A 25,053-nucleotide genomic window follows, 5' to 3' on the forward strand; every position below is an offset into this window, starting at 1 on the left:
TAGTGTTTTATGAAATTTAATTATTGTCCAATTTGTGGGAATAAGTTAGAGATTAAATATAGTTGGGATGAAGGCGGGGTTCCATACTGTCCTATAGATGATATTATGTATTTTAATACTCCGAAACCATGCATTATGGTAGCAATATTAAAAGATGATAAAATACTGTTGCTTAAACAAAGTTATATATTTAAAAATTCAAAGGTACTTTTATCGGGATATGTTACTAGTGGGGAAACAATTGAGGAAACTGTTCATAGAGAAGTATTTGAAGAGGCTGGAATAAAAGTAAAGAATTTAGAGTATCTTGGGAGCAGATATTTAGAGGCCAAGGATATAGAAATGATTGAATTTATGGCATATTATGATACTGGTGAGATAAAAAGGTCATCTGAAGTTGAGGGTATGAACTGGGAATATATAGACAATGCTTTAGATGAAATGGTTGAAGATGAAATAGGAAAAAGTATAGTGAGTAAGGTTCTCAAAAAAATACAGCGTTAAAAATTAATTAAGTATACTATAGTGTAGTTTGAAATACTATGCTAAAATAAGATGATAATTATAATGATGAATATAGGGAGGAAATAAAAATGGCTAAATATGTACCAGAAGCTAAAGGTATATTGAGAAAACATGTAGTGGAAGTTCCTCAGGTTATAAGGAAGGCAAGTGGTATAAGTGTATTTGGAAAAAGATTAAAATCTTTTTTATTTACCACGGATGTTGCTATTATTAAGAATACTAATGCAGATGCAGTTATAGCTGTATATCCATTTACTCCTCAACCTATAATAACAGAAGCTATTATGCTGTCAGCGGATATTCCTGTGTTTTGTGGGGTTGGAGGAGGCATTACACCGGGAAGAAGAATCGTTAATTTAGCTCATGATGCAGAGTTTAAAGGAGCTATGGGAGTTGTTTTAAATAGGCCTGTTTCAAATAAGGTTATAACTTATATACGTAATACTATTGATATTCCTGTAGTTGTGTCTGTAGTTTCCGAAGATGATGATATAGAAGGAAGAATTAAAGCTGGAACTACTATTTTTAATGTTTCTGGAGCTGATCGCACGGCTAGTATTGTGAGGAAGATAAGGAGCAAGTTTCAGGATTTTCCTATAATAGCTACAGGAGGACCTAGTGATGATGATATACTTGAAACTATAGATGCAGGAGCCAATGCTATTACATATACGCCTCCAACAACTGGAGAAATATTATCTAAAATAATGAATAATTACAGACATTAATTGTAATACATAAATTGGAGGATAAAAGTGTCTATTAATAATAATTGTAGCAGTTGCCCTGAGTTTAATAAAAATTGTGACGGTAAGGATGTTAAATGTATGTGCAGGATATGTCCTAGAAAACTTGGGAAGTGTTTAATTACGAGATATTGTAGGGAAACAGAGTCTGTTTTAAATTAATAAAATCATCTCAATAGATTTATTTGAGATGGTTCTATTAATTTATATAAAAATATTTTGTAGTTATTTGAGAATTATATTAATTTATTAAGGTAATAATATAATTAGAGATTTGAGAGGGTGGTGCTTATTGTTATCGTTTCAAGATAAAATGTTAGTGGCTCAAAATTGTAGTGAGTATGAAGGATACAATATTTTTTCTAATATAAGTTCAATATCTCCGAATTGCGATTATTGTGTAAATTTTAAAAATGGAATGTGTAGTAAAAAATTATTCAACGAAATAGATGGGATAATTAAATTAAATTGAAAGGAAGAATCTATATGAGTAATCTGGAACAGATGATTGATGTTGCTAAAAGTTGTCCTGGATATAAACCGGTAAGTGATAAGTTAGAGGCCGTCTCTAGTATATCATCACAAAAAAGTTGCACGAATTGCAGCAATTATGAATATGGTAAATGTAGAAAAAACCTTTTTGATGATGTACTTACAAGTTTACCTAATTGGAAAAAATAAAAATATTTATTTGAAAAATTCTAAAAAGGTATTGACAAATAAAAAATACCAATATATAATAATAAGCAATCTTAAATAATTAATATCCAGTGAAGAGAATAGTAATTAAAATTAGTTTTAAGAGAATCAGTGGAAGGTGAGAACTGATAATTTAATTTTAGTGAATCCACCTTGGAGGATTATTACGATGAGTAGTACGGCACAGCCGTTATGTGAATTGAGAGGATCAAGATTTTATTGATCAATGAGGGTGGCAACGCGAACCAATCGTCCCTATTGTGGGGGATGATTGGTTTTATTTTTTATATTAATTAAATATTTTCCAATGAAGAGAATAGTAGTTAAAATTAGTTTTAAGAGAGTCAGTTAAAGGTGAGAACTGATAACTTAATTTTAATGAATCCACCTTGGAGGATTATTACGACGAGTAATATACGGTATAGCCGTTATGTAAATTAAGAGGATCAGGATTTATTGATCAATAAGGGTGGCAACGCGAACTAATTCGTCCCTATTATGAGGGATAATTAGTTCTTTTTTATATACTTTTAGTTTAATACTTTATCAAATTATAACTTTACACTACAAAATAATTTAAATATAGTTGGAGGTATATTATGCATAAAAAATTATTTATTCCAGGGCCGGTAGAGGTGACTCAAGATGTTCTCTATAAAATGGCAACACCTATGATAGGACATAGGAGTAAGGAAGCTTCTGATCTTCAAAGAAGAATAAGTGATAAGATGAGAAAAATATTTTACACAAAAGAAGAGATACTTCTATCAACTACATCAGGCAGTGGACTTATGGAAGGTGCTGTAAGGACTTGTACTGCTAAAAGAGCAGCGATATTTTCAATAGGAGCTTTTGGAAAGAGATGGTACGAGATGGCTGCAAATAATAATGTCCCGGCAGATTTATTCGAAGTTGAATGGGGTAAGGCAGTTGATTTAAAAGAAGTAGATAAGGTTTTAAAAACTGGTAAATATGATGTTATCTGTATGACACATAATGAGACATCTACAGGAGTTATGAATCCAGTTGAAGAAATCGCATTTATTATAAAAAAGTATCCTGAAGTTGTCTGGTGTCTTGATACCGTAAGTTCAATGGGGGGAACAAGAATAGAAGTAGACAAACTAGGAGTTGATGTATGCCTTACTTCGAGTCAGAAGGCATTGGCACTTCCACCGGGAATGGCAGTCTGTTCATTTTCAGAAAAAGCTATTGAAAGAGCTAAAAAAGTTAAATTTAGAGGGTATTATTTAGACTTGTTATCTCTTTATAACTATATACAGAAAAAAGACTATCAGTATCCATCCACACCATCGCTTTCTCATATGTTTGCAATGGATTATCAACTTGATAAAATATTAAAAGAAGGACTGGAAAACAGATATAGAAGGCATAAAGAAATGGCTGAATATGTTAGAGGATGGGCAAGGGAGTACTTTGAACTCTATGCTGATGAAAGGTATTTGTCCAATACTCTTACCAATATTAGAAATACAAGAAATATAAATGTAGCAAACTTAAATAAAGAATTAGGGAAAAGAGGTTTTCAAATATCTAATGGTTATGGAAAGCTTAAAGAGAAGGCGTTTAGAATAGCACACATGGCCGAATGTACTTTAGATGATGTTAAGGAACTTATTTACAATATAAATGATATACTGAGGCTTTAGTGAATTCTATACAGGATCTGATGGTAATGCAAAAATAAAAGTTGTAATATTAATATTATTTTGAATATTAGGAGGATTTTTATGCTTAAAATACTAGTTTGTGATGGAATTGAAAAGAATGCTTTAAATGAGCTTCTGCATTGTGGATTTGAAGTGAAAGACAAACACTATGAGACTATAGAATTAAAGAGAAAGATAAAGGATTATGATATTGTAATTGTAAGATCAGCAACTAAGATAATGAAGGAGATAATAGATGAAGGTGTAAAAGGCAGACTTAAACTCATAATTAGAGGAGGAGTTGGTGTAGATAATATAGATGTTGAATATGCTAGAAATAAAGGTATTCAGGTTAGAAATACACCTAATGCCAGCAGTATATCTGTTGCAGAACTTACTTTAGCCCATATGTTTGCAGTAACAAGATTTATACCTAATGCGAACATAACGATGCGAAATGGGGAGTGGAATAAGAAACAGTATAAAGGTATTGAATTATATGGAAAAACCTTAGGCCTAGTAGGATTTGGGAGGATAGCTAGAGAAGTAGCCAAAAGGGCTGAGGTTATTGGAATGAAAGTGATTTATACAGATAAACTTGGAGAGACTAAAGGGTTTGATAAATATAAATTTGTAGATTTAGAGAATTTATTTAAAAAATCGGATTTTATATCATTTCATATTCCTTTTAATAAAGGAGATAAACCAATAGTTGATTTTAAAGAATTTGAATTGATGAAGGATGGGGTTTATATAATAAACTGTGCAAGAGGTGGAATTATAAATGAAAATGCTCTTTTAGAGGCAATTCAAAATGAAAAAGTGGCAGGTGCGGCAATGGATGTATTTTTAAACGAACCAGAACCTAATTCTAAACTTGTTAATAATCCGAGGGTATCAGTAACTCCACATATAGGAGCATCGACTAAAGAAGCACAGAAGAGAATAGGAGAAGAAATTGTAGGCATAGTAGAGGAATTTACTAAATTAAATGATAAATTTGCAGCGAATGCTTGAAATTTAGAGAGGAGAGATTGTTTATGGCTGTTTTAAGACCTTTTATGGCGATAAGGCCTAGAAAGGATTTAGTTTCTAAAGTTGCAGAGCTTCCTTATGATGTTATGAGTAGGAAAGAAGCAAAAAAAATGGCAGCAGAAAATCCAATATCCTTTTTACATGTTGACAGGGCCGAAATTGACTTCGATGATAATAAGAATCCTTATAACATTGAAATATATGAAAAAGCACGTGAAAATTTATATAATATGATAGAAAAAAATATTCTTATAAAGGATAAAAAAAGATGTCTTTATATATATAGATTGGTTATGGGTGAAAAAGTACAGACAGGTATAGTTGGATGTACAGCTGTAGACGATTATTTAAATGATGTTATAAAAAAGCATGAGTTTACAAGAAAAGAGAAGGAACAAGATAGAATAAATCATATTGATTTTTGTGATGCAAATACAGGACCTATATTTTTGACCTATAGGTATGATAAAAATATAGGAGATATAGTAGACGAATGGACTAAAAGGATACCAGAATACGATTTTATTGCAAATGATGGAGTTGAGCATATTGTTTGGGTTATAGATAACGAAAAAATCATACGGGTCTTAATAAATCTGTTCAAGGGAATAAAAAATTTATATATAGCAGATGGACATCATAGAGCAGCATCTGCAGTTAAAATTGGACTTAAAAGAAGAAATCAGAATCCAGGATATGATGGTAATGAAGAATTTAATTTTTTCTTATCGGTGATTTTCCCTGATAATGACCTAAATATATTGGATTATAATAGAATAGTAAAAGATCTAAATGGTTTAGATGTGAAGGAATATATAGAAAAAGTAGCCGAGAAATTTAATATAGAAGAGTATACTTTAAAAGGACAATATAAACCTAAATGCAAACATAGTTATGGAATGTATTTAGCTGGAAAGTGGTATAAACTTAAACCTAAGGTTGGAAGTTATGATGCCCACGATGTTGTTAAAAATTTAGATGTATCTATTCTTCAAAATAATTTATTGACACCAATTTTAAGCATAGGAGATCCTAGAACTGATAAAAGAATAGAATTTATAGGTGGAATAAGGGGACTTTCAGAGCTAGAGGAGAGAGTTAATAGAAATGAAGGTAAGGTTGCTTTTTCAATGTATGCACCATATATGCAGGATTTAATGAATATAGCGGATGCAGGAAAAGTTATGCCTCCGAAATCAACATGGTTTGAGCCGAAACTGAGAAGTGGTATATTTGTGCATGAATTAAAATAATAAGTGCACTTATAATTAAGACTAGCTTAATTACTAGTCTTAATCTATATTTTGTTTAATATCATTAATAATTTCATATATGATTTCTTTTATCTCAAGGTTTCTTGTACCCGGTATAAATATATTATGTTTTCTTAAAGGGATAATATATTTGGTGCAGTTCATCTCGAAAATCGATTTTGAAATAGAAGATGTAATCTCTCCGTTAATTCCTCCATTACACATGACACCAATTGGGGCAACTATACAATTAACCGTATGATTAGTGCAAAATGAGCATATATTATCTTCGCCAGTTATACCTATATTTGCTCCGGCTTTAAGCATATTAAATGTAGCAGTTTTATTAGTACCCAAAGCTATTATATATATTTTGGCGCTTATTTCCTTATGGATTTTTTTTATAACTGTTTGACCAAGGCCTGCTCCTTGAGCGTCAATGACCGCTATTCTCATGATATTTAAAGCCTCCAGACAATAATAATATTTTATAAAAATACATTAATATTTTATATTAAAGGATTGTAAAAGTCCAACTAAGGAGAATATTTAAAGCATATAAATTTGTTTGTTAAGTTAATATAAAAGAATTATAATTATAGGTGTACATATTTAAGTTGAATTGGGAGAGATCAGTATGTTAGAACATCAGTATGTTACTATAGATTCGGTTAAGGGCAGTAAAGATGAATATATAATAAGAGATGAATCCGGTATAACTATAGGTAGAACTTTTATAATAGAATATTCTGTTAAAAATAGATATTGTTCGTTTAGAATAAAGTTTTATAAAGAGAGAGATCAGAGTTATTTATTGCTGAAAGAATCAATAAGGATGTTCTTAATATCTTTATTTAAGAACATGAACTTATATAAGATAAATGTTATAGCGGATGAGGATATAAATATAATGTCATTTACTGATCTTGGGTTCAAGCTAGAGGGTATAATTTCAGACAGTTTAATTTGTAATTGTGAGTATAAGGATGAGCTATTATTCGGAATAGATTTTGATGTATTTCAAAATATTAATAGAAATAAGTATTTTAAGAGAAATGGAAAAAGTATTAGTATAGTAGTTTTAACCCCAAATAAAAGTCAAGATGTTTTAAATTATTACTTAAAAAATAGAGAGCATTTAAAAGCTTTTGAGCCAGAGAGGGAAGAAAGTTTTTATACTTTGCAATTTCAAAGGAGAAATCTAATAGAAAGTTATAAACAATTTATAGATTCGGAAAGTGTTAATTTCGGTATATATAAAGGCGAAAGGTTTATAGGCAAAATTCAGATATCAAATATTGTTCTTGGAGTATTAAAAAGTGCAGTTGTAGGATATTCTATAGATAAAGATGAACAAGGGAATGGTTATATGGAGGAAGCTTTAGAGCTAGCATGCGATTATGCAAATTATGATATTGGACTTCATAGACTGGAGGCTTCTACATTGGTAGACAATATAAAATCTCAAAGAGTTTTAAAGCATTGTGGATTTAAAGAACTTGGTTTAAATGAAAAGTATCTATTTATAAATGGTAAGTGGCAGAATCATATAACTTTCTATAAGCTGCTCTGAATTAAAATATAAAAAACTAAACCAAGTGTATCAATAGTAGAAAAATGATGAAAAATATATATATGTTTAGAGACAAAGATTTAATTTAAAATAATTAAGCTTAAGTTTAATTTGTTAATTAGGATTTATGATAAAATAACATATGTTGCTTGAGGAAACTCAAGTTACGGTCAAGAAAAGTTTTCAGAGGAATTTTTAATTATATATAATGGAAATTAAAATAATTAAAAGTCTTAAAAAAAGTTCTTGACAGTTTAGAGAGTACATGGTAAGATGTATAAGTCGCTTGGATGAAGCGGCGATGAACCTTGAAAATCAAACAGAGAAGAGTAAAAATAAACCAGCAATTCTTTTGAAAGCTGCTTTGGCAGCTTGAAAGTAAAGTAAATGAGCTTAAGTTGAACTCAAAACTCTGAATAAGAGTTTTATATAAGAAATTAAATTGAGAGTTTGATCCTGGCTCAGGACGAACGCTGGCGGCGTGCTTAACACATGCAAGTCGAGCGAGAGAAATCCCTTCGGGGATGGATCTAGCGGCGGACGGGTGAGTAACACGTGGGCAACCTGCCTCAAAGAGGGGGATAGCCTCCCGAAAGGGAGATTAATACCGCATAATGTTGTTTTACTGCATAGTAAAGCAACCAAAGGAGTAATCCACTTTGAGATGGGCCCGCGTCGCATTAGTTAGTTGGTGGGGTAACGGCTCACCAAGGCGACGATGCGTAGCCGACCTGAGAGGGTGATCGGCCACATTGGAACTGAGAGACGGTCCAGACTCCTACGGGAGGCAGCAGTGGGGAATATTGCACAATGGGCGGAAGCCTGATGCAGCAACGCCGCGTGGGTGATGAAGGTTTTCGGATTGTAAAGCCCTGTCTTTTGGGACGATAATGACGGTACCAAAGGAGGAAGCCACGGCTAACTACGTGCCAGCAGCCGCGGTAATACGTAGGTGGCGAGCGTTGTCCGGATTTACTGGGCGTAAAGGGTGCGTAGGCGGATATTTAAGTGGGATGTGAAAACCCCGGGCTTAACCCGGGGACTGCATTTCAAACTGGATATCTGGAGTGCAGGAGAGGAAAGCGGAATTCCTAGTGTAGCGGTGAAATGCGTAGAGATTAGGAAGAACACCAGTGGCGAAGGCGGCTTTCTGGACTGTAACTGACGCTGAGGCACGAAAGCGTGGGTAGCAAACAGGATTAGATACCCTGGTAGTCCACGCCGTAAACGATGAGTACTAGGTGTAGGAGGTATCGACCCCTTCTGTGCCGCAGTAAACGCAATAAGTACTCCGCCTGGGAAGTACGATCGCAAGATTAAAACTCAAAGGAATTGACGGGGGCCCGCACAAGCAGCGGAGCATGTGGTTTAATTCGAAGCAACGCGAAGAACCTTACCCAGACTTGACATCCCCTGAATTACCTGTAATTAGGGAAGCCCTCCGGGGCAGGGAGACAGGTGGTGCATGGTTGTCGTCAGCTCGTGTCGTGAGATGTTAGGTTAAGTCCTGCAACGAGCGCAACCCCTATCATTAGTTGCTACCATTAAGTTGAGCACTCTAGTGAGACTGCCCGGGTCAACCGGGAGGAAGGTGGGGATGACGTCAAATCATCATGCCCCTTATGTCTAGGGCTACACACGTGCTACAATGGTGGATACAGAGAGATGCAAACCCGCAAGGGTGAGCCAAACTTTAAAATTCACCTCAGTTCGGATTGCAGGCTGAAACCCGCCTGCATGAAGCTGGAGTTGCTAGTAATCGCGAATCAGAATGTCGCGGTGAATGCGTTCCCGGGCCTTGTACACACCGCCCGTCACACCATGAGAGTTGGCAACACCCGAAGTCCGTGGGGTAACCGTAAGGAACCAGCGGCCGAAGGTGGGGTTAATAATTGGGGTGAAGTCGTAACAAGGTAGCCGTAGGAGAACCTGCGGCTGGATCACCTCCTTTCTAAGGAGTCGTAAGATAGGTAACTCTATCTTAAAGACCGGTTTATACTTACTCTGTTTGATTTTGAGGGGTTAAAAACCCGAACGGTTTTTAACGGGTAATTTAGCTAAATGTAGTTTGGCGTTAAAATTACACCGGGCCGCAGGCTTAAATCTATAGGGTTTTTAACAGATAGCAGATGTTATCTGTCATCATTCTCATATTGTTCTTTGAAAACTGCACAGAGAAGAAAGTTAAAGTAAAGTTATTACTTTGTAAAATTGATTAAAGATTCTTAATTATTTGATATATATTAACGTATATTATTATTAATTAACCGGTAAAAATTGATAGAAACGGGTAGCTTGAGGAAAATGTCGGGCGAAGGGTAGAGCTTACTTATGTAAGTGAGTATCCGGGCGAAACATTTGACAGAAAGATACGGAGTTTATAGCAATTTTTACTTAAAAGGTCAAGCTACAAAGGGCGCATGGTGAATGCCATGGCACCAGGAGTCGAAGAAGGACGCGATAAGCTGCGATAAGCTCCGGGTAGGCGCAAATAGCCTGTGATCCGTAGATTTCCGAATGGGGCAACCCACATGACTAACGTCATGTACTGTAAACTGAATTCATAGGTTTATAGAGGCACACCCGGGGAACTGAAACATCTAAGTACCCGGAGGAAGAGAAAGAAATATCGATTTCTTTAGTAGCGGCGAGCGAAAGAGAATGAGCCCAAACCAGGAACTTGTTCCTGGGGTTGCGGGTAGATCACAATTACTTTTATTCTTTAATTGAAGAGAGCTGGAAGGCTCCGCCACAGAAGGTAAAAGCCCTGTAAGTAAAAAAGAATTTTAGTTAGATCTATTCCAGAGTACCACGAGACACGTGAAACCTTGTGGGAAGCTGGGAGGACCACCTCCCAAGGCTAAATACTACCTGGTGACCGATAGTGAAGCAGTACCGTGAGGGAAAGGTGAAAAGAACCCCGGAAGGGGAGTGAAATAGAACCTGAAACCGTGTGTCCACAACCGGTCGAAGCACATTTAAGTGCGACGACGTGCTTTTTGTAGAACGAGCCAGCGAGTTACGGTATGTAGCAAGGTTAAGTACTTATGGTACGGAGCCGGAGGGAAACCGAGTCTGAATAGGGCGACCAGTTGCATGCTGTAGACCCGAAACCGGGTGACCTATCCATGGACAGGATGAAGCGGAAGTAAAATTCCGTGGAGGTCCGAACCGCGTTGGTGTTGAAAAACCATGGGATGAGCTGTGGATAGCGGAGAAATTCCAATCGAACCCGGAGATAGCTGGTTCTCCTCGAAATAGCTTTAGGGCTAGCGTCGGGACTGAGTAATGGAGGTAGAGCACTGAATAGGCTAGGGGCTTTAAAAAGTTACTGAACCTTATCAAACTCCGAATGCCATTTACTTGTATCCCGGCAGTCAGACTGCGAATGATAAGATCCGTGGTCAAAAGGGAAACAGCCCAGATCATCAGCTAAGGTCCCAAAGTGTAAGTTAAGTGGTAAAGGATGTGGGATTTCTAAGACAACTAGGATGTTGGCTTAGAAGCAGCCACTCATTTAAAGAGTGCGTAATAGCTCACTAGTCGAGAGATCCTGCGCCGAAAATGTCCGGGGCTAAAACTTACCACCGAAGCTATGGACTCGTAAGAGTGGTAGAGGAGCTTCCTGTATGGATTGAAGCCGTACCGTAAGGAGCGGTGGACCGTACAGGAGTGAGTATGCTGGCATAAGTAGCGAGAAATAAGTGAGAATCTTATTGGTCGAAAACCTGAGGTTTCCTGGGGAAGGCTCGTCCTCCCAGGGTTAGTCGGGACCTAAGCCGAGGCCGAAAGGCGTAGGTGATGGACAATTGGTTGATATTCCAATACCGCCAGTTTGCGTTTGACAGATGGGATGACGCAGGAGGATAGGATGTGCACACTATTGGATGTGTGTCTAAGCACTCAGACGTGCCCGGAAGGTAAATCCACCGGGATTAGTTAAGGTGTTACAGGGATCTCTTTTTAAGAGAGAAGTATCCGGTTCCACGCTGCCAAGAAAAGTCTCTATGGAGTAAACCGGTGCCCGTACCGCAAACCGACACAGGTAGGTGAGGAGAAAATCCTAAGACCATCGGAAGAATTGCTGTTAAGGAACTAGGCAAATTGACCCCGTAACTTAGGGATAAGGGGTGCCATCTTTATTGATGGCCGCAGAGAATAGGCTCAAGCAACTGTTTAGCAAAAACACAGGTCTCTGCTAAAGCGTAAGCTGATGTATAGGGGCTGACGCCTGCCCGGTGCTGGAAGGTTAAGGGGAATACTAAGCCGTATGGCGAAGGTATGAACTTAAGCCCCAGTAAACGGCGGCCGTAACTATAACGGTCCTAAGGTAGCGAAATTCCTTGTCGGGTAAGTTCCGACCCGCACGAATGGCGTAATGATTTGAGCACTGTCTCAACAGCAAATCCGGCGAAATTGTAGTGCAAGTGAAGATGCTTGCTACCCGCAGTTGGACGGAAAGACCCCGTAGAGCTTTACTGCAGCTTAGCATTGAGTTCCGGTATTGTCTGTACAGGATAGGTGGGAGACTTAGATACCCGGGCGTCAGCCCTGGTGGAGTCACCCTTGGGATACCACCCTGACAGTACTGGAATTCTAACCGGAGGCCATTTATCTGGTCACGGGACATTGTTAGGCGGGCAGTTTGACTGGGGCGGTCGCCTCCTAAAATGTAACGGAGGCGCCCAAAGGTTCCCTCAGAACGGTTAGAAATCGTTCGCAGAGTGCAAAGGCAGAAGGGAGCCTGACTGCGACACATACAGGTGGAGCAGGGACGAAAGTCGGGCTTAGTGATCCGGTGGTACCTCGTGGGAGGGCCATCGCTCAACGGATAAAAGCTACCTCGGGGATAACAGGCTGATCTCCCCCAAGAGTCCACATCGACGGGGAGGTTTGGCACCTCGATGTCGGCTCGTCGCATCCTGGGGCTGAAGTAGGTCCCAAGGGTTGGGCCGTTCGCCCATTAAAGCGGCACGCGAGCTGGGTTCAGAACGTCGTGAGACAGTTCGGTCCCTATCCGCTGCGGGCGCAGGAAATTTGAGAGGAGCTGTCCTTAGTACGAGAGGACCGGGATGGACTGACCTCTGGTGTACCAGTTGTTCCGCCAGGAGCACGGCTGGGTAGCTATGTCGGGACGGGATAAACGCTGAAAGCATCTAAGCGTGAAGCCCACCTCAAGATTAGATTTCCCATAGCGTAAGCTAGTAAGACCCCTTGAAGAACACAAGGTTGATAGGTCAGAGGTGTAAGCATAGCGATATGTTCAGCTGACTGATACTAATAGGTCGAGGGCTTGACCAGTTACTTTTCTTAATCAATTTCTTCTATCTTTACTGTGCAGTTTTGAGAGAACAATCAGCAATCTGGTGGTTATTACATAAAGGTAACACTCCTTCCCATACCGAACAGGTAGGTTAAGCTTTATTGTGCCGATGGTACTTCAGGGGCAGCCCTGCGGGAGAGTAGGTCACCGCCAGGTAAATGTATGGTTTACTAGCTCAGTTGGTAGAGCACATGACTTTTAATCATGGTGTCCGGGGTTCGATTCCCCGGTAAGCCACCAAAGTATCTTTAGTAAGATACTTTTATTTTTTTACCATAGAAATATAGATTAATATATATGAGTTTCATTTTGGCGTTTATAGTAATATAATTAGCTAAATGGGACTTTTTTTATTTATTGTATATAAATAATTATTGTATAATGGTAATATATAAATGGAAGAGGAGGAGACCCATTATTAAGTATTAATAATGGTATTTATAATATGAATGAATTAGATTTATTAAAGGATTTGTGTGGAACATATTCACCGAGTGGACAGGAGCAAAATATTTATCCAGTCATACAATCTGTTTTTAAAAATTTAGGTCAAATTTCAATAAGTGATTTAAATAATATATATATACATAAAAAGGGACAGAGTCATGGTAAAATAATGATTATGGCACATAGTGATGAAGTATTTTTAGTAGTTACTGATATAGTTAGTAATGGATTTATTAAATTTAAAAGTGTGGGTATAGATTGTAAAACCCTGGTATCACAAGAAGTTATAATTCATGGTAAACAAGATGTACATGGAATCATTGGATTGGAATTTTTAGAAGATTCCAATGAACAGGATAAAACACAGCATTTTTCAGAGGAAAATTTACTTATTGATACAGGATTTAGTAGAAACTATATTGAAAAATATATAAAAATAGGTGATTATATAGAGATAAAAAGAAAATTTGTTAAACTTTTAAATAATAACGTTTCATGTAAAGCAATTGACGATAGAGCTGGTATTGCTTCAATGTACTTCTGTGCTAAAGAGTTGCAAAGTATAAATCATTATATGGATGTGTATTTTGTTTGTTCGTGTCAGGAGGAAGTTGGACATAGAGGGGCTAAGATGGCAACTTATGATATAAATCCGGATATAGGAATAGCAATAGATACAACTTTTGATGGTGGAGCTATGGGAGATGTGGAAAGAGAAAATAAATTAGGTTCAGGACCTGTTATTTGTATAGGGCCTAATGTTCATAGTAAATTAAGGCAAAAAATTATAGATATAGCATTAGAATATAATATACCTTATCAAATAGAAGTTGAACCTGGAAATACGGGTACAGATGCATGGGATATCCAAGTATCTAGAGATGGAGTACCAAGTATTTTAATTTCAATTCCCATAAAGTATATGCACACGTCTGTTGAGGTTGTAAATATGGACGATATTAAGAATACAGGCAGGCTTGTAGCTAAATTTATAGAAAAATTAGATTCTCACGAATTGGAGGGAGTATTTTGCTTTTAGTTGATCTTTGCAATTCTATAGCACCTTCTGGCTACGAAGATTGTGCAAGAAATGTAATAAAAGAGAATATAAAAGATTTAGCAGATGAAATAAATATAGATAAAATGGGTAATGTGATAGCGCATAAAAATGGAAAAGGACCCAAAGTAGCATTATATGCACATATGGACGAAGTTGGTCTTATAATTACCGGATATAATGATGATGGTACATTAAGATTTTCACCGTTAGGGAATATTGATTCAAATTCAATTGTATCTAAAGTTGTTTCCGTAGGTGAAAAAAGGTTTTCAGGAATTATTGGTGCTAAACCTATACATCTTCAGGGTAGATATGAAAGAAGACAGGAAACAAAAATTTCAGACTTATGTATAGATGTAGGATCGTTATCTAAAGAAGAAACTAGAAGTATCATTAAACTTGGAGATTATGCGGTTTTTGATACTGATTTTGAGGAATTTGGTGATAATCTTATAAAGGGAAAAGGATTCGATAATAGAATTGGATGTTCAATACTTATAAATATATTAAAGGAAGAATACGATTGTGATTTATACTGCATATTTAATGTTCAAGAAAAAGTTGGACAAAGAGGAGCATTTGTATCTACTTTTAATGTAAGACCAGATATTTGTATAGTGGTAGATACATATAAAAGTAATGATATACCTGGAACTCCAAAATATCTAGAGATAAGCGATGTTGGATGTGGCCCTGTTATATCTATAAAAAATGGCAGTATACTTCTTAATAATAATGTTACGAATTCTATTATATCAACTGCTATTCAGAGTGGAATTCATTATCAGTGGAAAAGTGACTCTAAATTTAAAAATGAAGCTCATGCAATTGATATGATAGGAGAAGGTACAAATATAGCTGCAGTATCAATTCCTTGCAGATATATGCATTCTACTGTATCAGTATGTAGTTTGAATGATTACAATAATACTATAGACTTATTAATAAATTATCTTAAGTCTTGTAAGTAAAGGGAGGTAGTTTTGGTGGATAAATTACTTGGTAAGTTAATAGACAGTTTTTCGGTTAGTGGAAATGAAGATTACGTTAAAAATATTATAAAAGAGGAGCTTAAAACTACTAATTGTGAATTAACTGAAGATAAAATGGGTAACCTTATAGCCAGTGTGGGTAGCGGTGATAGTAAAATAATGTTGTGTGCGCACATGGATAGCATAGGATTTATAGTATCATATATAGAAGACAATGGACTTATACGTGTAGAAAAAATAGGGTGTTTTGAAAATGAATATGCAATTAATAGCTTTGTGAGATTTAAGAATGGAACAGTAGGCAGATTGTGCAATACTCATGATCAATTATTTATAGATATAGGATTAGATAATAAAATAAAATCATCAGAAAAAGTTAAAATTGGTGATACTGCCTGTTTAGTTGGACCATATATTAAGGTAGGAAAAGGCAATATAATGAGTCCTTTACTTGATAATAAGGTGGGATGCTATATACTTATTAAATTAATAGAAAGAGCTGTTAGTGTTAAGGATAAAAAAGTTTTTTTCGTGTTTTCGACTGAAGAGGAATTAGGCGGTAGAGGTGCTAGAGCAGCAGCATATGGGATAAATCCTGATTATTGTATTGTACTTGGGCTTGAAAAAGCAAAAGATATGGAAAAATCAGATGGAAATGTTGAATTGGGAAAAGGACCGGTTCTAAAAATTATGGACAAGTCACTTATAATGCATATGGATATAAAAAATATGCTTGAAGAATCAGCAAAAAAGTCAGGAATTAATGTTCAGTACAGTATAAGTGCTGGAACTTCAGAAGGTGGATTGCTCCATAAGGAGAGAGCTGGAATAAAAACAGGAGAATTAGATATTCCGTGTAGATATAAACATTCGTGTTCGGAAATGATTTGTATAGATGATATAGAAGGTACTATAAAGTTACTGGAAAATATAATTTAGATTTAATATTTTTATAGGGGTTATAATTTTAAGCTTAAAATTATAACCCCTATACAGAATTTTCAGTATGTAGTTTAACTTAGTTTGGTTAAGGCTTTTTTTAAATTTATCCAATCAGTTTTATATAAATTGTGAAAATCCTCGTTCCTATTGTATATTAAAGATGAGGGATGATACATAGGAAAAACATTTCTATTAAGACTTTCTATAAAATAAACTTTACCATGACATTCACCAATTGAATTAAAATTTGTCAGTCTTTTTAATGGAACATTTCCTAAGGTTATTATTATTTTAGGATTTACTAGATCGATTTCTTCATCGAGTACTTTGCTAAATAGGGATATTTCATTTGATTTTGGAGGACGATTACTTATTGAAATTCTATTATTCTTTCCTATCTTTTTCTTAATAGGTCTAAAGAAGCATGTATTCGTGATTCTTATATCTTCTCTTTTCATACCTATTGAATCTAAATATTTTTCAAAATTTTTGCCTGCAGCTCCAACAAAAGGTTTACCTGTTTCAACTTCTGTTTTACCAGGAGCTTCACCAACAAACAGAATATCGCAAGGTATGGGGCCATCACCCGTTATATAGCCACCTATATCATCTGAATTGTGATTCTCATAAATTTTTATAATTTCTTGTTTTAAATAATCTTTTGGATCCACTTAAAATCACCCTTTCTACAATCTTTTTCATAAATAATTTTAACATGAGAAATTATATTTATGTAAAATATTTAAATTATAGTGTGATTTACTACAAAAATTGTATCAGTACATTTTGAAATAAAACAGTCAAATGGTATAATTCTTATTAAAATTTGTTTAGGGAGTGAGTGATTGATGAAAGTTCCATATATTATGACACCTGGTCCGACGCAAGTTAGAGAAAATGTTAGGTTAGCAAGAGGTATTGAGTGTACAAATCCAGATCTAGATTTGAGATTTTATGATTTCTACAGAGATACATGTGATAAAATAGGCTGTCTTTTAAATACTAAAAATAGAGTAAGGATATTAAATGGAGAAGGTATAATAGCATTAGAATCTGCTTGTGCATCTTTAACTGAAAAAGGTGATAGGGTCTTAGTAATTGATAACGGAATATTTGGAGAAGGATTTGCTGATTTTGTAAGATTATATGGAGGTGAGGTTGTATTTTTTAAGGGAGATAGAACTAGAGGTATAGATATTGGTAAATTAGAAAAATTCTTAAATGGAGACAGTGATTTTAAATATGCTACAGTGGTTCATTGTGATACCCCGTCAGGTGTTTTAAATGATATTTCAAAAATATGCCCTCTTTTAAAAGAAAAAGGTATTTTAACGGTTGTTGATAGTGTATCTGCTATTGGCGGAGAGGAAGTTAAGGTTGATGACTGGAATATAGATATTGTATTAGGAGCCTCACAAAAATGTATATCTGCACCTCCTGGACTTGCAATAGTAAGTATTAGTGAAGATGCAATCAAAGCTATGAAATCAAGGGAAACCCCAGTAGCATCATTTTATTGTAATCTGCTTATATGGGAAAATTATTATGATAATAAGTGGTTTCCATATACACAACCTTCAAGTGATATAGTTGGATTTAGTGTTGCATTGGATAATTTACTTGCGGATAAGAATGTATTTGAAAGACATAGTAAAATAGCAGAAGGTGTGAGATATGTCATACGAGAATCAGGATTAAAATTATATTTAAAAGATAGTTTTTCAAGTACTGTGACAGTTATAAATACTCCAGACAATGTGGATAATAAAAAGGTAATAGAGTATATGTATAATACTTATAATATACTTATAGCTGGGGCATTTGATTATTTGGATGGTAAAGTTTTTAGAATAGGTCATATGGGTGAAAACGCAAGATTAGATAAAGTTGCTTATGCTTTATTTGCATTTCAAAGATCGCTTAAATATTTTGGAGTTGAATTAAAATGTGATTTAAGTAAAAAATTTTTAGAGAGATTTTAATACTGAGTAGATTTGATTTATTGTGTACATTTTAATGTGTGATATTACAGGGATTGTATAATTTAACTCTAAAATTAAAACAAACTAAACCTAGTGTATCAATAATAGGGAAATGACGAAAAATGTATATATATTTAGAAATAGTAATTTAATTTAAAATAATTAAGCTTAAGTTTAATTTGTTAATTAGGATTTATGATAGAATAACATATGTTGCTTGAGGGAACTCAAGTTACGGTCAGGAAAAGTTTTCAGAGGAATTTTTAATTATATATAATGGAAATTAAAATAATTAAAAGTCTTAAAAAAAGTTCTTGACAGTTTAGAGAGTACATGGTAAGATGTATAAGTCGCTTGGATGAAGCGGTAATGAACCTTGAAAATCAAACAGAGAAGAGTAAAAATAAACCAGCAATTCTTTTGAAAGCTGTTTTAACAGCTTGAAAGTAAAGTAAATGAGCTTAAGTTGAACTCAAAACTCTGAATAAGAGTTTTATATAAGAAATTAAATTGAGAGTTTGATCCTGGCTCAGGACGAACGCTGGCGGCGTGCTTAACACATGCAAGTCGAGCGAGAGAAATCCCTTCGGGGATGGATCTAGCGGCGGACGGGTGAGTAACACGTGGGCAACCTGCCTCAAAGAGGGGGATAGCCTCCCGAAAGGGAGATTAATACCGCATAATGTTGTTTTACTGCATAGTAAAGCAACCAAAGGAGTAATCCACTTTGAGATGGGCCCGCGTCGCATTAGTTAGTTGGTGGGGTAACGGCTCACCAAGGCGACGATGCGTAGCCGACCTGAGAGGGTGATCGGCCACATTGGAACTGAGAGACGGTCCAGACTCCTACGGGAGGCAGCAGTGGGGAATATTGCACAATGGGCGGAAGCCTGATGCAGCAACGCCGCGTGGGTGATGAAGGTTTTCGGATTGTAAAGCCCTGTCTTTTGGGACGATAATGACGGTACCAAAGGAGGAAGCCACGGCTAACTACGTGCCAGCAGCCGCGGTAATACGTAGGTGGCGAGCGTTGTCCGGATTTACTGGGCGTAAAGGGTGCGTAGGCGGATATTTAAGTGGGATGTGAAAACCCCGGGCTTAACCCGGGGACTGCATTTCAAACTGGATATCTGGAGTGCAGGAGAGGAAAGCGGAATTCCTAGTGTAGCGGTGAAATGCGTAGAGATTAGGAAGAACACCAGTGGCGAAGGCGGCTTTCTGGACTGTAACTGACGCTGAGGCACGAAAGCGTGGGTAGCAAACAGGATTAGATACCCTGGTAGTCCACGCCGTAAACGATGAGTACTAGGTGTAGGAGGTATCGACCCCTTCTGTGCCGCAGTAAACGCAATAAGTACTCCGCCTGGGAAGTACGATCGCAAGATTAAAACTCAAAGGAATTGACGGGGGCCCGCACAAGCAGCGGAGCATGTGGTTTAATTCGAAGCAACGCGAAGAACCTTACCTAGACTTGACATCCCCTGAATTACCTGTAATTAGGGAAGCCCTCCGGGGCAGGGAGACAGGTGGTGCATGGTTGTCGTCAGCTCGTGTCGTGAGATGTTAGGTTAAGTCCTGCAACGAGCGCAACCCCTATCATTAGTTGCTACCATTAAGTTGAGCACTCTAGTGAGACTGCCCGGGTCAACCGGGAGGAAGGTGGGGATGACGTCAAATCATCATGCCCCTTATGTCTAGGGCTACACACGTGCTACAATGGTGAATACAGAGAGATGCAAACCCGCAAGGGTGAGCCAAACTTTAAAATTCACCTCAGTTCGGATTGCAGGCTGAAACCCGCCTGCATGAAGCTGGAGTTGCTAGTAATCGCGAATCAGAATGTCGCGGTGAATGCGTTCCCGGGCCTTGTACACACCGCCCGTCACACCATGAGAGTTGGCAACACCCGAAGTCCGTGGGGTAACCGTAAGGAACCAGCGGCCGAAGGTGGGGTTAATAATTGGGGTGAAGTCGTAACAAGGTAGCCGTAGGAGAACCTGCGGCTGGATCACCTCCTTTCTAAGGAGTCGTAAGATAGGTAACTCTATCTTAAAGACCGGTTTATACTTACTCTGTTTGATTTTGAGGGGTTAAAAACCCGAACGGTTTTTAACGGGTAATTTAGCTAAATGTATTTTGACGTTAAAATTACACCGGGCCGCAGGCTTAAATCTATAAGGTTTTTAACAGATAGCAGATGTTATCTGTCATCATTCTCATATTGTTCTTTGAAAACTGCACAGAGAAGAAAGTTAAAGTAAAGTTATTACTTTGTAAAATTGATTAAAGATTCTTAATTATTTGATATATATTAACATATATTATTATTAATTAACCGGTAAAAATTGATAGAAACGGGTAGCTTGAGGAAAATGTCGTGCGAAGGGTGGAGCTTACTTATGTAAGTGAGTATCCGGGCGAAACATTTGACAGAAAGATACGGAGTTTATAGCAATTTTTACTTAAAAGGTCAAGCTACAAAGGGCGCATGGTGAATGCCATGGCACCAGGAGTCGAAGAAGGACGCGATAAGCTGCGATAAGCTCCGGGTAGGCGCAAATAGCCTGTGATCCGTAGATTTCCGAATGGGGCAACCCGCATGACTAACGTCATGTACTGTAAACTGAATTCATAGGTTTATAGAGACACACCCGGGGAACTGAAACATCTAAGTACCCGGAGGAAGAGAAAGAAATATCGATTTCTTTAGTAGCGGCGAGCGAAAGAGAATGAGCCCAAACCAGGAACTTGTTCCTGGGGTTGCGGGTAGATCACAATTACTTTTATTCTTTAATTGAAGAGAGCTGGAAGGCTCCGCCACAGAAGGTAAAAGCCCTGTAAGTAAAAAAGAATTTTAGTTAGATCTATTCCAGAGTACCACGAGACACGTGAAACCTTGTGGGAAGCTGGGAGGACCACCTCCCAAGGCTAAATACTACCTGGTGACCGATAGTGAAGCAGTACCGTGAGGGAAAGGTGAAAAGAACCCCGGAAGGGGAGTGAAATAGAACCTGAAACCGTGTGTCCACAACCGGTCGAAGCACATTTAAGTGCGACGACGTGCTTTTTGTAGAACGAGCCAGCGAGTTACGGTATGTAGCAAGGTTAAGTACTTATGGTACGGAGCCGGAGGGAAACCGAGTCTGAATAGGGCGACCAGTTGCATGCTGTAGACCCGAAACCGGGTGACCTATCCATGGACAGGATGAAGCGGAAGTAAAATTCCGTGGAGGTCCGAACCGCGTTGGTGTTGAAAAACCATGGGATGAGCTGTGGATAGCGGAGAAATTCCAATCGAACCCGGAGATAGCTGGTTCTCCTCGAAATAGCTTTAGGGCTAGCGTCGGGACTGAGTAATGGAGGTAGAGCACTGAATAGGCTAGGGGCTTTAAAAAGTTACTGAACCTTATCAAACTCCGAATGCCATTTACTTGTATCCCGGCAGTCAGACTGCGAATGATAAGATCCGTGGTCAAAAGGGAAACAGCCCAGATCATCAGCTAAGGTCCCAAAGTGTAAGTTAAGTGGTAAAGGATGTGGGATTTCTAAGACAACTAGGATGTTGGCTTAGAAGCAGCCACTCATTTAAAGAGTGCGTAATAGCTCACTAGTCGAGAGATCCTGCGCCGAAAATGTCCGGGGCTAAAACTTACCACCGAAGCTATGGACTCGTAAGAGTGGTAGAGGAGCTTCCTGTATGGATTGAAGCCGTACCGTAAGGAGCGGTGGACCGTACAGGAGTGAGTATGCTGGCATAAGTAGCGAGAAATAAGTGAGAATCTTATTGGTCGAAAACCTGAGGTTTCCTGGGGAAGGCTCGTCCTCCCAGGGTTAGTCGGGACCTAAGCCGAGGCCGAAAGGCGTAGGTGATGGACAATTGGTTGATATTCCAATACCGCCAGTTTGCGTTTGACAGATGGGATGACGCAGGAGGATAGGATGTGCACACTATTGGATGTGTGTCTAAGCACTCAGACGTGCCCGGAAGGTAAATCCACCGGGATTAGTTAAGGTGTTACAGGGATCTCTTTTTAAGAGAGAAGTATCCGGTTCCACGCTGCCAAGAAAAGTCTCTATGGAGTAAACCGGTGCCCGTACCGCAAACCGACACAGGTAGGTGAGGAGAAAATCCTAAGACCATCGGAAGAATTGCTGTTAAGGAACTAGGCAAATTGACCCCGTAACTTAGGGATAAGGGGTGCCATCTTTATTGATGGCCGCAGAGAATAGGCTCAAGCAACTGTTTAGCAAAAACACAGGTCTCTGCTAAAGCGTAAGCTGATGTATAGGGGCTGACGCCTGCCCGGTGCTGGAAGGTTAAGGGGAATACTAAGCCGTATGGCGAAGGTATGAACTTAAGCCCCAGTAAACGGCGGCCGTAACTATAACGGTCCTAAGGTAGCGAAATTCCTTGTCGGGTAAGTTCCGACCCGCACGAATGGCGTAATGATTTGAGCACTGTCTCAACAGCAAATCCGGCGAAATTGTAGTGCAAGTGAAGATGCTTGCTACCCGCAGTTGGACGGAAAGACCCCGTAGAGCTTTACTGCAGCTTAACGTTGAGTTTCGGTATTGTCTGTACAGGATAGGTGGGAGACTTAGATACCCGGGCGTCAGCCCTGGTGGAGTCACCCTTGGGATACCACCCTGACAGTACTGGAATTCTAACCGGAGGCCATTTATCTGGTCACGGGACATTGTTAGGCGGGCAGTTTGACTGGGGCGGTCGCCTCCTAAAATGTAACGGAGGCGCCCAAAGGTTCCCTCAGAACGGTTAGAAATCGTTCGCAGAGTGCAAAGGCAGAAGGGAGCCTGACTGCGACACATACAGGTGGAGCAGGGACGAAAGTCGGGCTTAGTGATCCGGTGGTACCTCGTGGGAGGGCCATCGCTCAACGGATAAAAGCTACCTCGGGGATAACAGGCTGATCTCCCCCAAGAGTCCACATCGACGGGGAGGTTTGGCACCTCGATGTCGGCTCGTCGCATCCTGGGGCTGAAGTAGGTCCCAAGGGTTGGGCCGTTCGCCCATTAAAGCGGCACGCGAGCTGGGTTCAGAACGTCGTGAGACAGTTCGGTCCCTATCCGCTGCGGGCGCAGGAAATTTGAGAGGAGCTGTCCTTAGTACGAGAGGACCGGGATGGACTGACCTCTGGTGTACCAGTTGTTCCGCCAGGAGCACGGCTGGGTAGCTATGTCGGGACGGGATAAACGCTGAAAGCATCTAAGCGTGAAGCCCACCTCAAGATTAGATTTCCCATAGCGTAAGCTAGTAAGACCCCTTGAAGAACACAAGGTTGATAGGTCAGAGGTGTAAGCATAGCGATATGTTCAGCTGACTGATACTAATAGGTCGAGGGCTTGACCAATTACTTTTCTTAATCAATTTTTTCTATCTTTACTGTGCAGTTTTGAGAGAACAATCTCAATTAGCCGGGGTCTATTTATAAACCTCCGGTTAGTATAAATTTTATTAGAGTTTTAGTCAATGCATAAAAATTAGTAGAAACGGGCAGATCAGGGAAAATATTGAAGTGGGGAACGGAGTTTACTTAATGTAAATGAGTACCGCAGTAAGATATTTGACGAAGAGATGCGGAGTTTATAGTAATTTTTAAACAGGAAACTCACCCAGCAAAGCTGGGGAGTACTGATTCTTTATCTAAATCAAAGATTTAGAAGCAATCAGCAATCTGGTGGTTATTACATAAAGGTAACACTCCTTCCCATACCGAACAGGTAGGTTAAGCTTTATTGTGCCGATGGTACTTCAGGGGTAGCCCTGCGGGAGAGTAGGTCGCCGCCAGGTAATCATACTATATTTGGCCAGATAGCTCAGTCGGTAGAGCAGAGGACTGAAAATCCTCGTGTCCCTGGTTCGATTCCTGGTCTGGCCACCAAAGAGCATATTAGTGTTTTCTAATATGTTCTTTTTTTATACTAATAAAAATGATGGTAAACTGTAGATATATATGGTATAACTATAATGATTAATATAATAAAGGAGAAGAATAATGGAAAATAAAGTGTTAGCCACTGTAAATGGTGCTCAAATAACGGAAAAAGATCTAGAAGAAGCTATAATGAGATTTCCTAATGATAGAAGAGGATATTTGAATACTGATAATGGGAAAAAACAACTATTAGAAGAAATGATAGCATTTGAATTAATTTATAATTATGCCAAAGAATCTGGATTTGAAAATGATGAAAGCTACATAGGTAACCTTGAAACTGCTAAAAAAGAAATTTTAACTCAAACAGCTATATCAAAATTGATGAGTGAAGTTAATGTAAAAGATAGCGAAGTTGAAGATTATTACAAAGTAAATAAAGATAAGTTTGTAAATCCAGAAAGTGTTGTTGCAAGACATATATTAGTAGAGACAAAAGAAAAGGCGAATGATGTACTAAAGGAAATAAATGAGGGAATGAGTTTTGAAGAAGCTGCCAAGAAATATTCTTCATGTCCATCAAAGGCACAAGGCGGTAATCTAGGACAGTTTACAAGAGGACAAATGGTTCCAGAATTTGAGGAAGCTGCTTTTTCACTTGGTATTAATGTTATTAGTGAACCTGTTAAAACACAATTTGGATATCATTTGATTAAGGTTGAGAGAAAGACAGAGGCGTCTCCTAAATCTTATGAACAGGTAAAAAATACGATTAAAAACAATTTACTTCAACAAAGACAATCATATAAGTATAATGAACTCAATAAGCAACTAAAAGAAAAGTATACTGTTGAGTATGAAAAATAATTAATATAAAAAGTGTATCTAATCACACTGAAATAGAGTGAATTA

Annotated in this window: 16 protein-coding genes, 2 tRNA genes, 6 rRNA genes and 2 other annotated features; of the genes, 22 read left to right on the forward strand and 2 right to left on the reverse strand. The window is 37.9% G+C overall.

Annotation, left to right across the window (positions count from 1 at the left end; all coding sequences use genetic code 11):
- The first annotated feature begins 9 nt into the window (after nt 1-9).
- From D4Z93_RS00240 to D4Z93_RS00270, 8 genes are all read left to right on the forward strand, one after another.
- Nucleotides 10-504 carry an NAD(+) diphosphatase gene (locus D4Z93_RS00240; protein ID WP_119969791.1) on the forward strand — a complete coding sequence of 165 codons (495 nt, stop codon included), beginning with the start codon at nt 10-12 and terminating at the stop codon, nt 502-504.
- Nucleotides 505-593: 89 nt separating this feature from the next.
- The gene (locus D4Z93_RS00245; RefSeq protein ID WP_119969792.1) at nt 594-1,253 is read left to right on the forward strand and encodes a beta/alpha barrel domain-containing protein; all 660 of its coding nucleotides are present in this window, start codon (nt 594-596) and stop codon (nt 1,251-1,253) included.
- Nucleotides 1,254-1,280: 27 nt separating this feature from the next.
- Nucleotides 1,281-1,433 (forward strand): hypothetical protein, encoded by a 153-nt coding sequence (locus tag D4Z93_RS13120; protein ID WP_162920224.1) that lies wholly within the window; start codon nt 1,281-1,283, stop codon nt 1,431-1,433.
- 130 nt (nt 1,434-1,563) lie between these two features.
- On the forward strand, nt 1,564-1,743 hold the full coding sequence (locus D4Z93_RS00250) for a hypothetical protein (RefSeq protein ID WP_119969793.1): 180 nt from the start codon (nt 1,564-1,566) through the stop codon (nt 1,741-1,743).
- 14 nt (nt 1,744-1,757) lie between these two features.
- Nucleotides 1,758-1,952: a hypothetical protein gene (locus tag D4Z93_RS00255; RefSeq protein ID WP_119969794.1), complete on the forward strand. Its 195-nt coding sequence runs from the start codon at nt 1,758-1,760 to the stop codon at nt 1,950-1,952.
- Nucleotides 1,953-2,032: 80 nt separating this feature from the next.
- Nucleotides 2,033-2,230: a binding site (T-box leader), on the forward strand.
- Nucleotides 2,231-2,268: 38 nt separating this feature from the next.
- Nucleotides 2,269-2,468, forward strand: a binding site (T-box leader).
- Between the two features lie 101 nt (nt 2,469-2,569).
- The gene (locus tag D4Z93_RS00260) at nt 2,570-3,640 is read left to right on the forward strand and encodes a pyridoxal-phosphate-dependent aminotransferase family protein (RefSeq protein WP_119969795.1); all 1,071 of its coding nucleotides are present in this window, start codon (nt 2,570-2,572) and stop codon (nt 3,638-3,640) included.
- A gap of 81 nt (nt 3,641-3,721) precedes the next feature.
- Nucleotides 3,722-4,657 (forward strand): D-2-hydroxyacid dehydrogenase, encoded by a 936-nt coding sequence (locus D4Z93_RS00265; protein ID WP_119969796.1) that lies wholly within the window; start codon nt 3,722-3,724, stop codon nt 4,655-4,657.
- A 23-nt stretch (nt 4,658-4,680) separates the two neighbouring features.
- Nucleotides 4,681-5,928 carry a DUF1015 domain-containing protein gene (locus D4Z93_RS00270; protein ID WP_119969797.1) on the forward strand — a complete coding sequence of 416 codons (1,248 nt, stop codon included), beginning with the start codon at nt 4,681-4,683 and terminating at the stop codon, nt 5,926-5,928.
- A 39-nt stretch (nt 5,929-5,967) separates the two neighbouring features.
- Here the strand turns inward: D4Z93_RS00270 and D4Z93_RS00275 are convergent, their stop codons facing one another.
- Nucleotides 5,968-6,384: a DUF3842 family protein gene (locus D4Z93_RS00275; RefSeq protein WP_119969798.1), complete on the reverse strand. Its 417-nt coding sequence runs from the start codon at nt 6,382-6,384 to the stop codon at nt 5,968-5,970.
- A gap of 181 nt (nt 6,385-6,565) precedes the next feature.
- Between D4Z93_RS00275 and D4Z93_RS00280 the strand changes: the two genes are divergently transcribed.
- From D4Z93_RS00280 to D4Z93_RS00315, 8 genes are all read left to right on the forward strand, one after another.
- Nucleotides 6,566-7,501 (forward strand): GNAT family N-acetyltransferase, encoded by a 936-nt coding sequence (locus tag D4Z93_RS00280; protein WP_119969799.1) that lies wholly within the window; start codon nt 6,566-6,568, stop codon nt 7,499-7,501.
- A 438-nt stretch (nt 7,502-7,939) separates the two neighbouring features.
- Nucleotides 7,940-9,452 (forward strand): 16S ribosomal RNA (locus D4Z93_RS00285).
- Nucleotides 9,453-9,901: 449 nt separating this feature from the next.
- Nucleotides 9,902-12,802 (forward strand): 23S ribosomal RNA (locus D4Z93_RS00290).
- A 61-nt stretch (nt 12,803-12,863) separates the two neighbouring features.
- A 5S ribosomal RNA gene (gene rrf / locus D4Z93_RS00295) occupies nt 12,864-12,980 on the forward strand.
- The 16S, 23S and 5S rRNA genes sit together here with 1 tRNA gene alongside, the layout of an rRNA operon.
- Nucleotides 12,981-12,988: 8 nt before the next feature.
- Nucleotides 12,989-13,064 (forward strand) — tRNA-Lys (locus tag D4Z93_RS00300).
- 205 nt (nt 13,065-13,269) lie between these two features.
- Nucleotides 13,270-14,310, forward strand: a complete 1,041-nt coding sequence (locus D4Z93_RS00305) for a M20/M25/M40 family metallo-hydrolase (RefSeq protein WP_119969800.1) — start codon at nt 13,270-13,272, stop codon at nt 14,308-14,310.
- Nucleotides 14,301-15,302 (forward strand): M42 family metallopeptidase, encoded by a 1,002-nt coding sequence (locus tag D4Z93_RS00310; protein ID WP_119969801.1) that lies wholly within the window; start codon nt 14,301-14,303, stop codon nt 15,300-15,302. The genes D4Z93_RS00305 and D4Z93_RS00310 overlap by 10 nt, the downstream gene beginning before the upstream one ends.
- 15 nt (nt 15,303-15,317) lie before the next feature.
- Nucleotides 15,318-16,262, forward strand: a complete 945-nt coding sequence (locus D4Z93_RS00315) for a zinc-binding metallopeptidase family protein (RefSeq protein ID WP_119969802.1) — start codon at nt 15,318-15,320, stop codon at nt 16,260-16,262.
- A gap of 74 nt (nt 16,263-16,336) precedes the next feature.
- Here the strand turns inward: D4Z93_RS00315 and D4Z93_RS00320 are convergent, their stop codons facing one another.
- Nucleotides 16,337-16,936: a uracil-DNA glycosylase gene (locus D4Z93_RS00320; RefSeq protein WP_119969803.1), complete on the reverse strand. Its 600-nt coding sequence runs from the start codon at nt 16,934-16,936 to the stop codon at nt 16,337-16,339.
- A 177-nt stretch (nt 16,937-17,113) separates the two neighbouring features.
- On the opposite strand from D4Z93_RS00320, the gene D4Z93_RS00325 reads away from it, so the two are divergent.
- The 6 genes from D4Z93_RS00325 (at nt 17,114) to D4Z93_RS00350 (ending at nt 25,008) form a co-directional block, all read left to right on the forward strand.
- A complete protein-coding gene (locus D4Z93_RS00325) occupies nt 17,114-18,247 on the forward strand; it encodes a pyridoxal-phosphate-dependent aminotransferase family protein (protein ID WP_119969804.1) in 1,134 nt (377 codons plus the stop codon).
- 506 nt (nt 18,248-18,753) lie between these two features.
- Nucleotides 18,754-20,266 (forward strand): 16S ribosomal RNA (locus D4Z93_RS00330).
- A 449-nt stretch (nt 20,267-20,715) separates the two neighbouring features.
- Nucleotides 20,716-23,616 (forward strand): 23S ribosomal RNA (locus tag D4Z93_RS00335).
- Nucleotides 23,617-23,939: 323 nt separating this feature from the next.
- Nucleotides 23,940-24,056 (forward strand): 5S ribosomal RNA (rrf, locus tag D4Z93_RS00340).
- Nucleotides 24,057-24,071: 15 nt separating this feature from the next.
- Nucleotides 24,072-24,147, forward strand: a tRNA-Phe gene (locus D4Z93_RS00345).
- Between the two features lie 114 nt (nt 24,148-24,261).
- Nucleotides 24,262-25,008: a peptidylprolyl isomerase gene (locus D4Z93_RS00350; protein ID WP_119969805.1), complete on the forward strand. Its 747-nt coding sequence runs from the start codon at nt 24,262-24,264 to the stop codon at nt 25,006-25,008.
- Nucleotides 25,009-25,053 lie beyond the last annotated feature (45 nt).

This window comes from Clostridium fermenticellae (assembly GCF_003600355.1).
GTDB lineage: Bacteria > Bacillota > Clostridia > Clostridiales > Clostridiaceae > Clostridium_AV > Clostridium_AV fermenticellae.

Excerpts from the sequence above, each read along its gene's own strand:
- D4Z93_RS00245 (WP_119969792.1), top strand. The coding sequence starts at position 594 with ATGGCTAAATATGTACCAGAAGCTAAAGGTATATTGAGAAAACATGTA.
- D4Z93_RS00260 (WP_119969795.1), top strand. The coding sequence starts at position 2,570 with ATGCATAAAAAATTATTTATTCCAGGGCCGGTAGAGGTGACTCAAGAT.
- D4Z93_RS00265 (WP_119969796.1), top strand. The coding sequence starts at position 3,722 with ATGCTTAAAATACTAGTTTGTGATGGAATTGAAAAGAATGCTTTAAAT.
- D4Z93_RS00255 (WP_119969794.1), top strand. The coding sequence starts at position 1,758 with ATGAGTAATCTGGAACAGATGATTGATGTTGCTAAAAGTTGTCCTGGA.
- D4Z93_RS00325 (WP_119969804.1), top strand. The coding sequence starts at position 17,114 with ATGAAAGTTCCATATATTATGACACCTGGTCCGACGCAAGTTAGAGAA.
- D4Z93_RS00350 (WP_119969805.1), top strand. The coding sequence starts at position 24,262 with ATGGAAAATAAAGTGTTAGCCACTGTAAATGGTGCTCAAATAACGGAA.
- D4Z93_RS00280 (WP_119969799.1), top strand. The coding sequence starts at position 6,566 with ATGTTAGAACATCAGTATGTTACTATAGATTCGGTTAAGGGCAGTAAA.
- D4Z93_RS00275 (WP_119969798.1), bottom strand. The coding sequence starts at position 6,384 with ATGAGAATAGCGGTCATTGACGCTCAAGGAGCAGGCCTTGGTCAAACA.
- D4Z93_RS00305 (WP_119969800.1), top strand. The coding sequence starts at position 13,270 with ATGAATGAATTAGATTTATTAAAGGATTTGTGTGGAACATATTCACCG.
- D4Z93_RS00240 (WP_119969791.1), top strand. The coding sequence starts at position 10 with ATGAAATTTAATTATTGTCCAATTTGTGGGAATAAGTTAGAGATTAAA.
- D4Z93_RS00270 (WP_119969797.1), top strand. The coding sequence starts at position 4,681 with ATGGCTGTTTTAAGACCTTTTATGGCGATAAGGCCTAGAAAGGATTTA.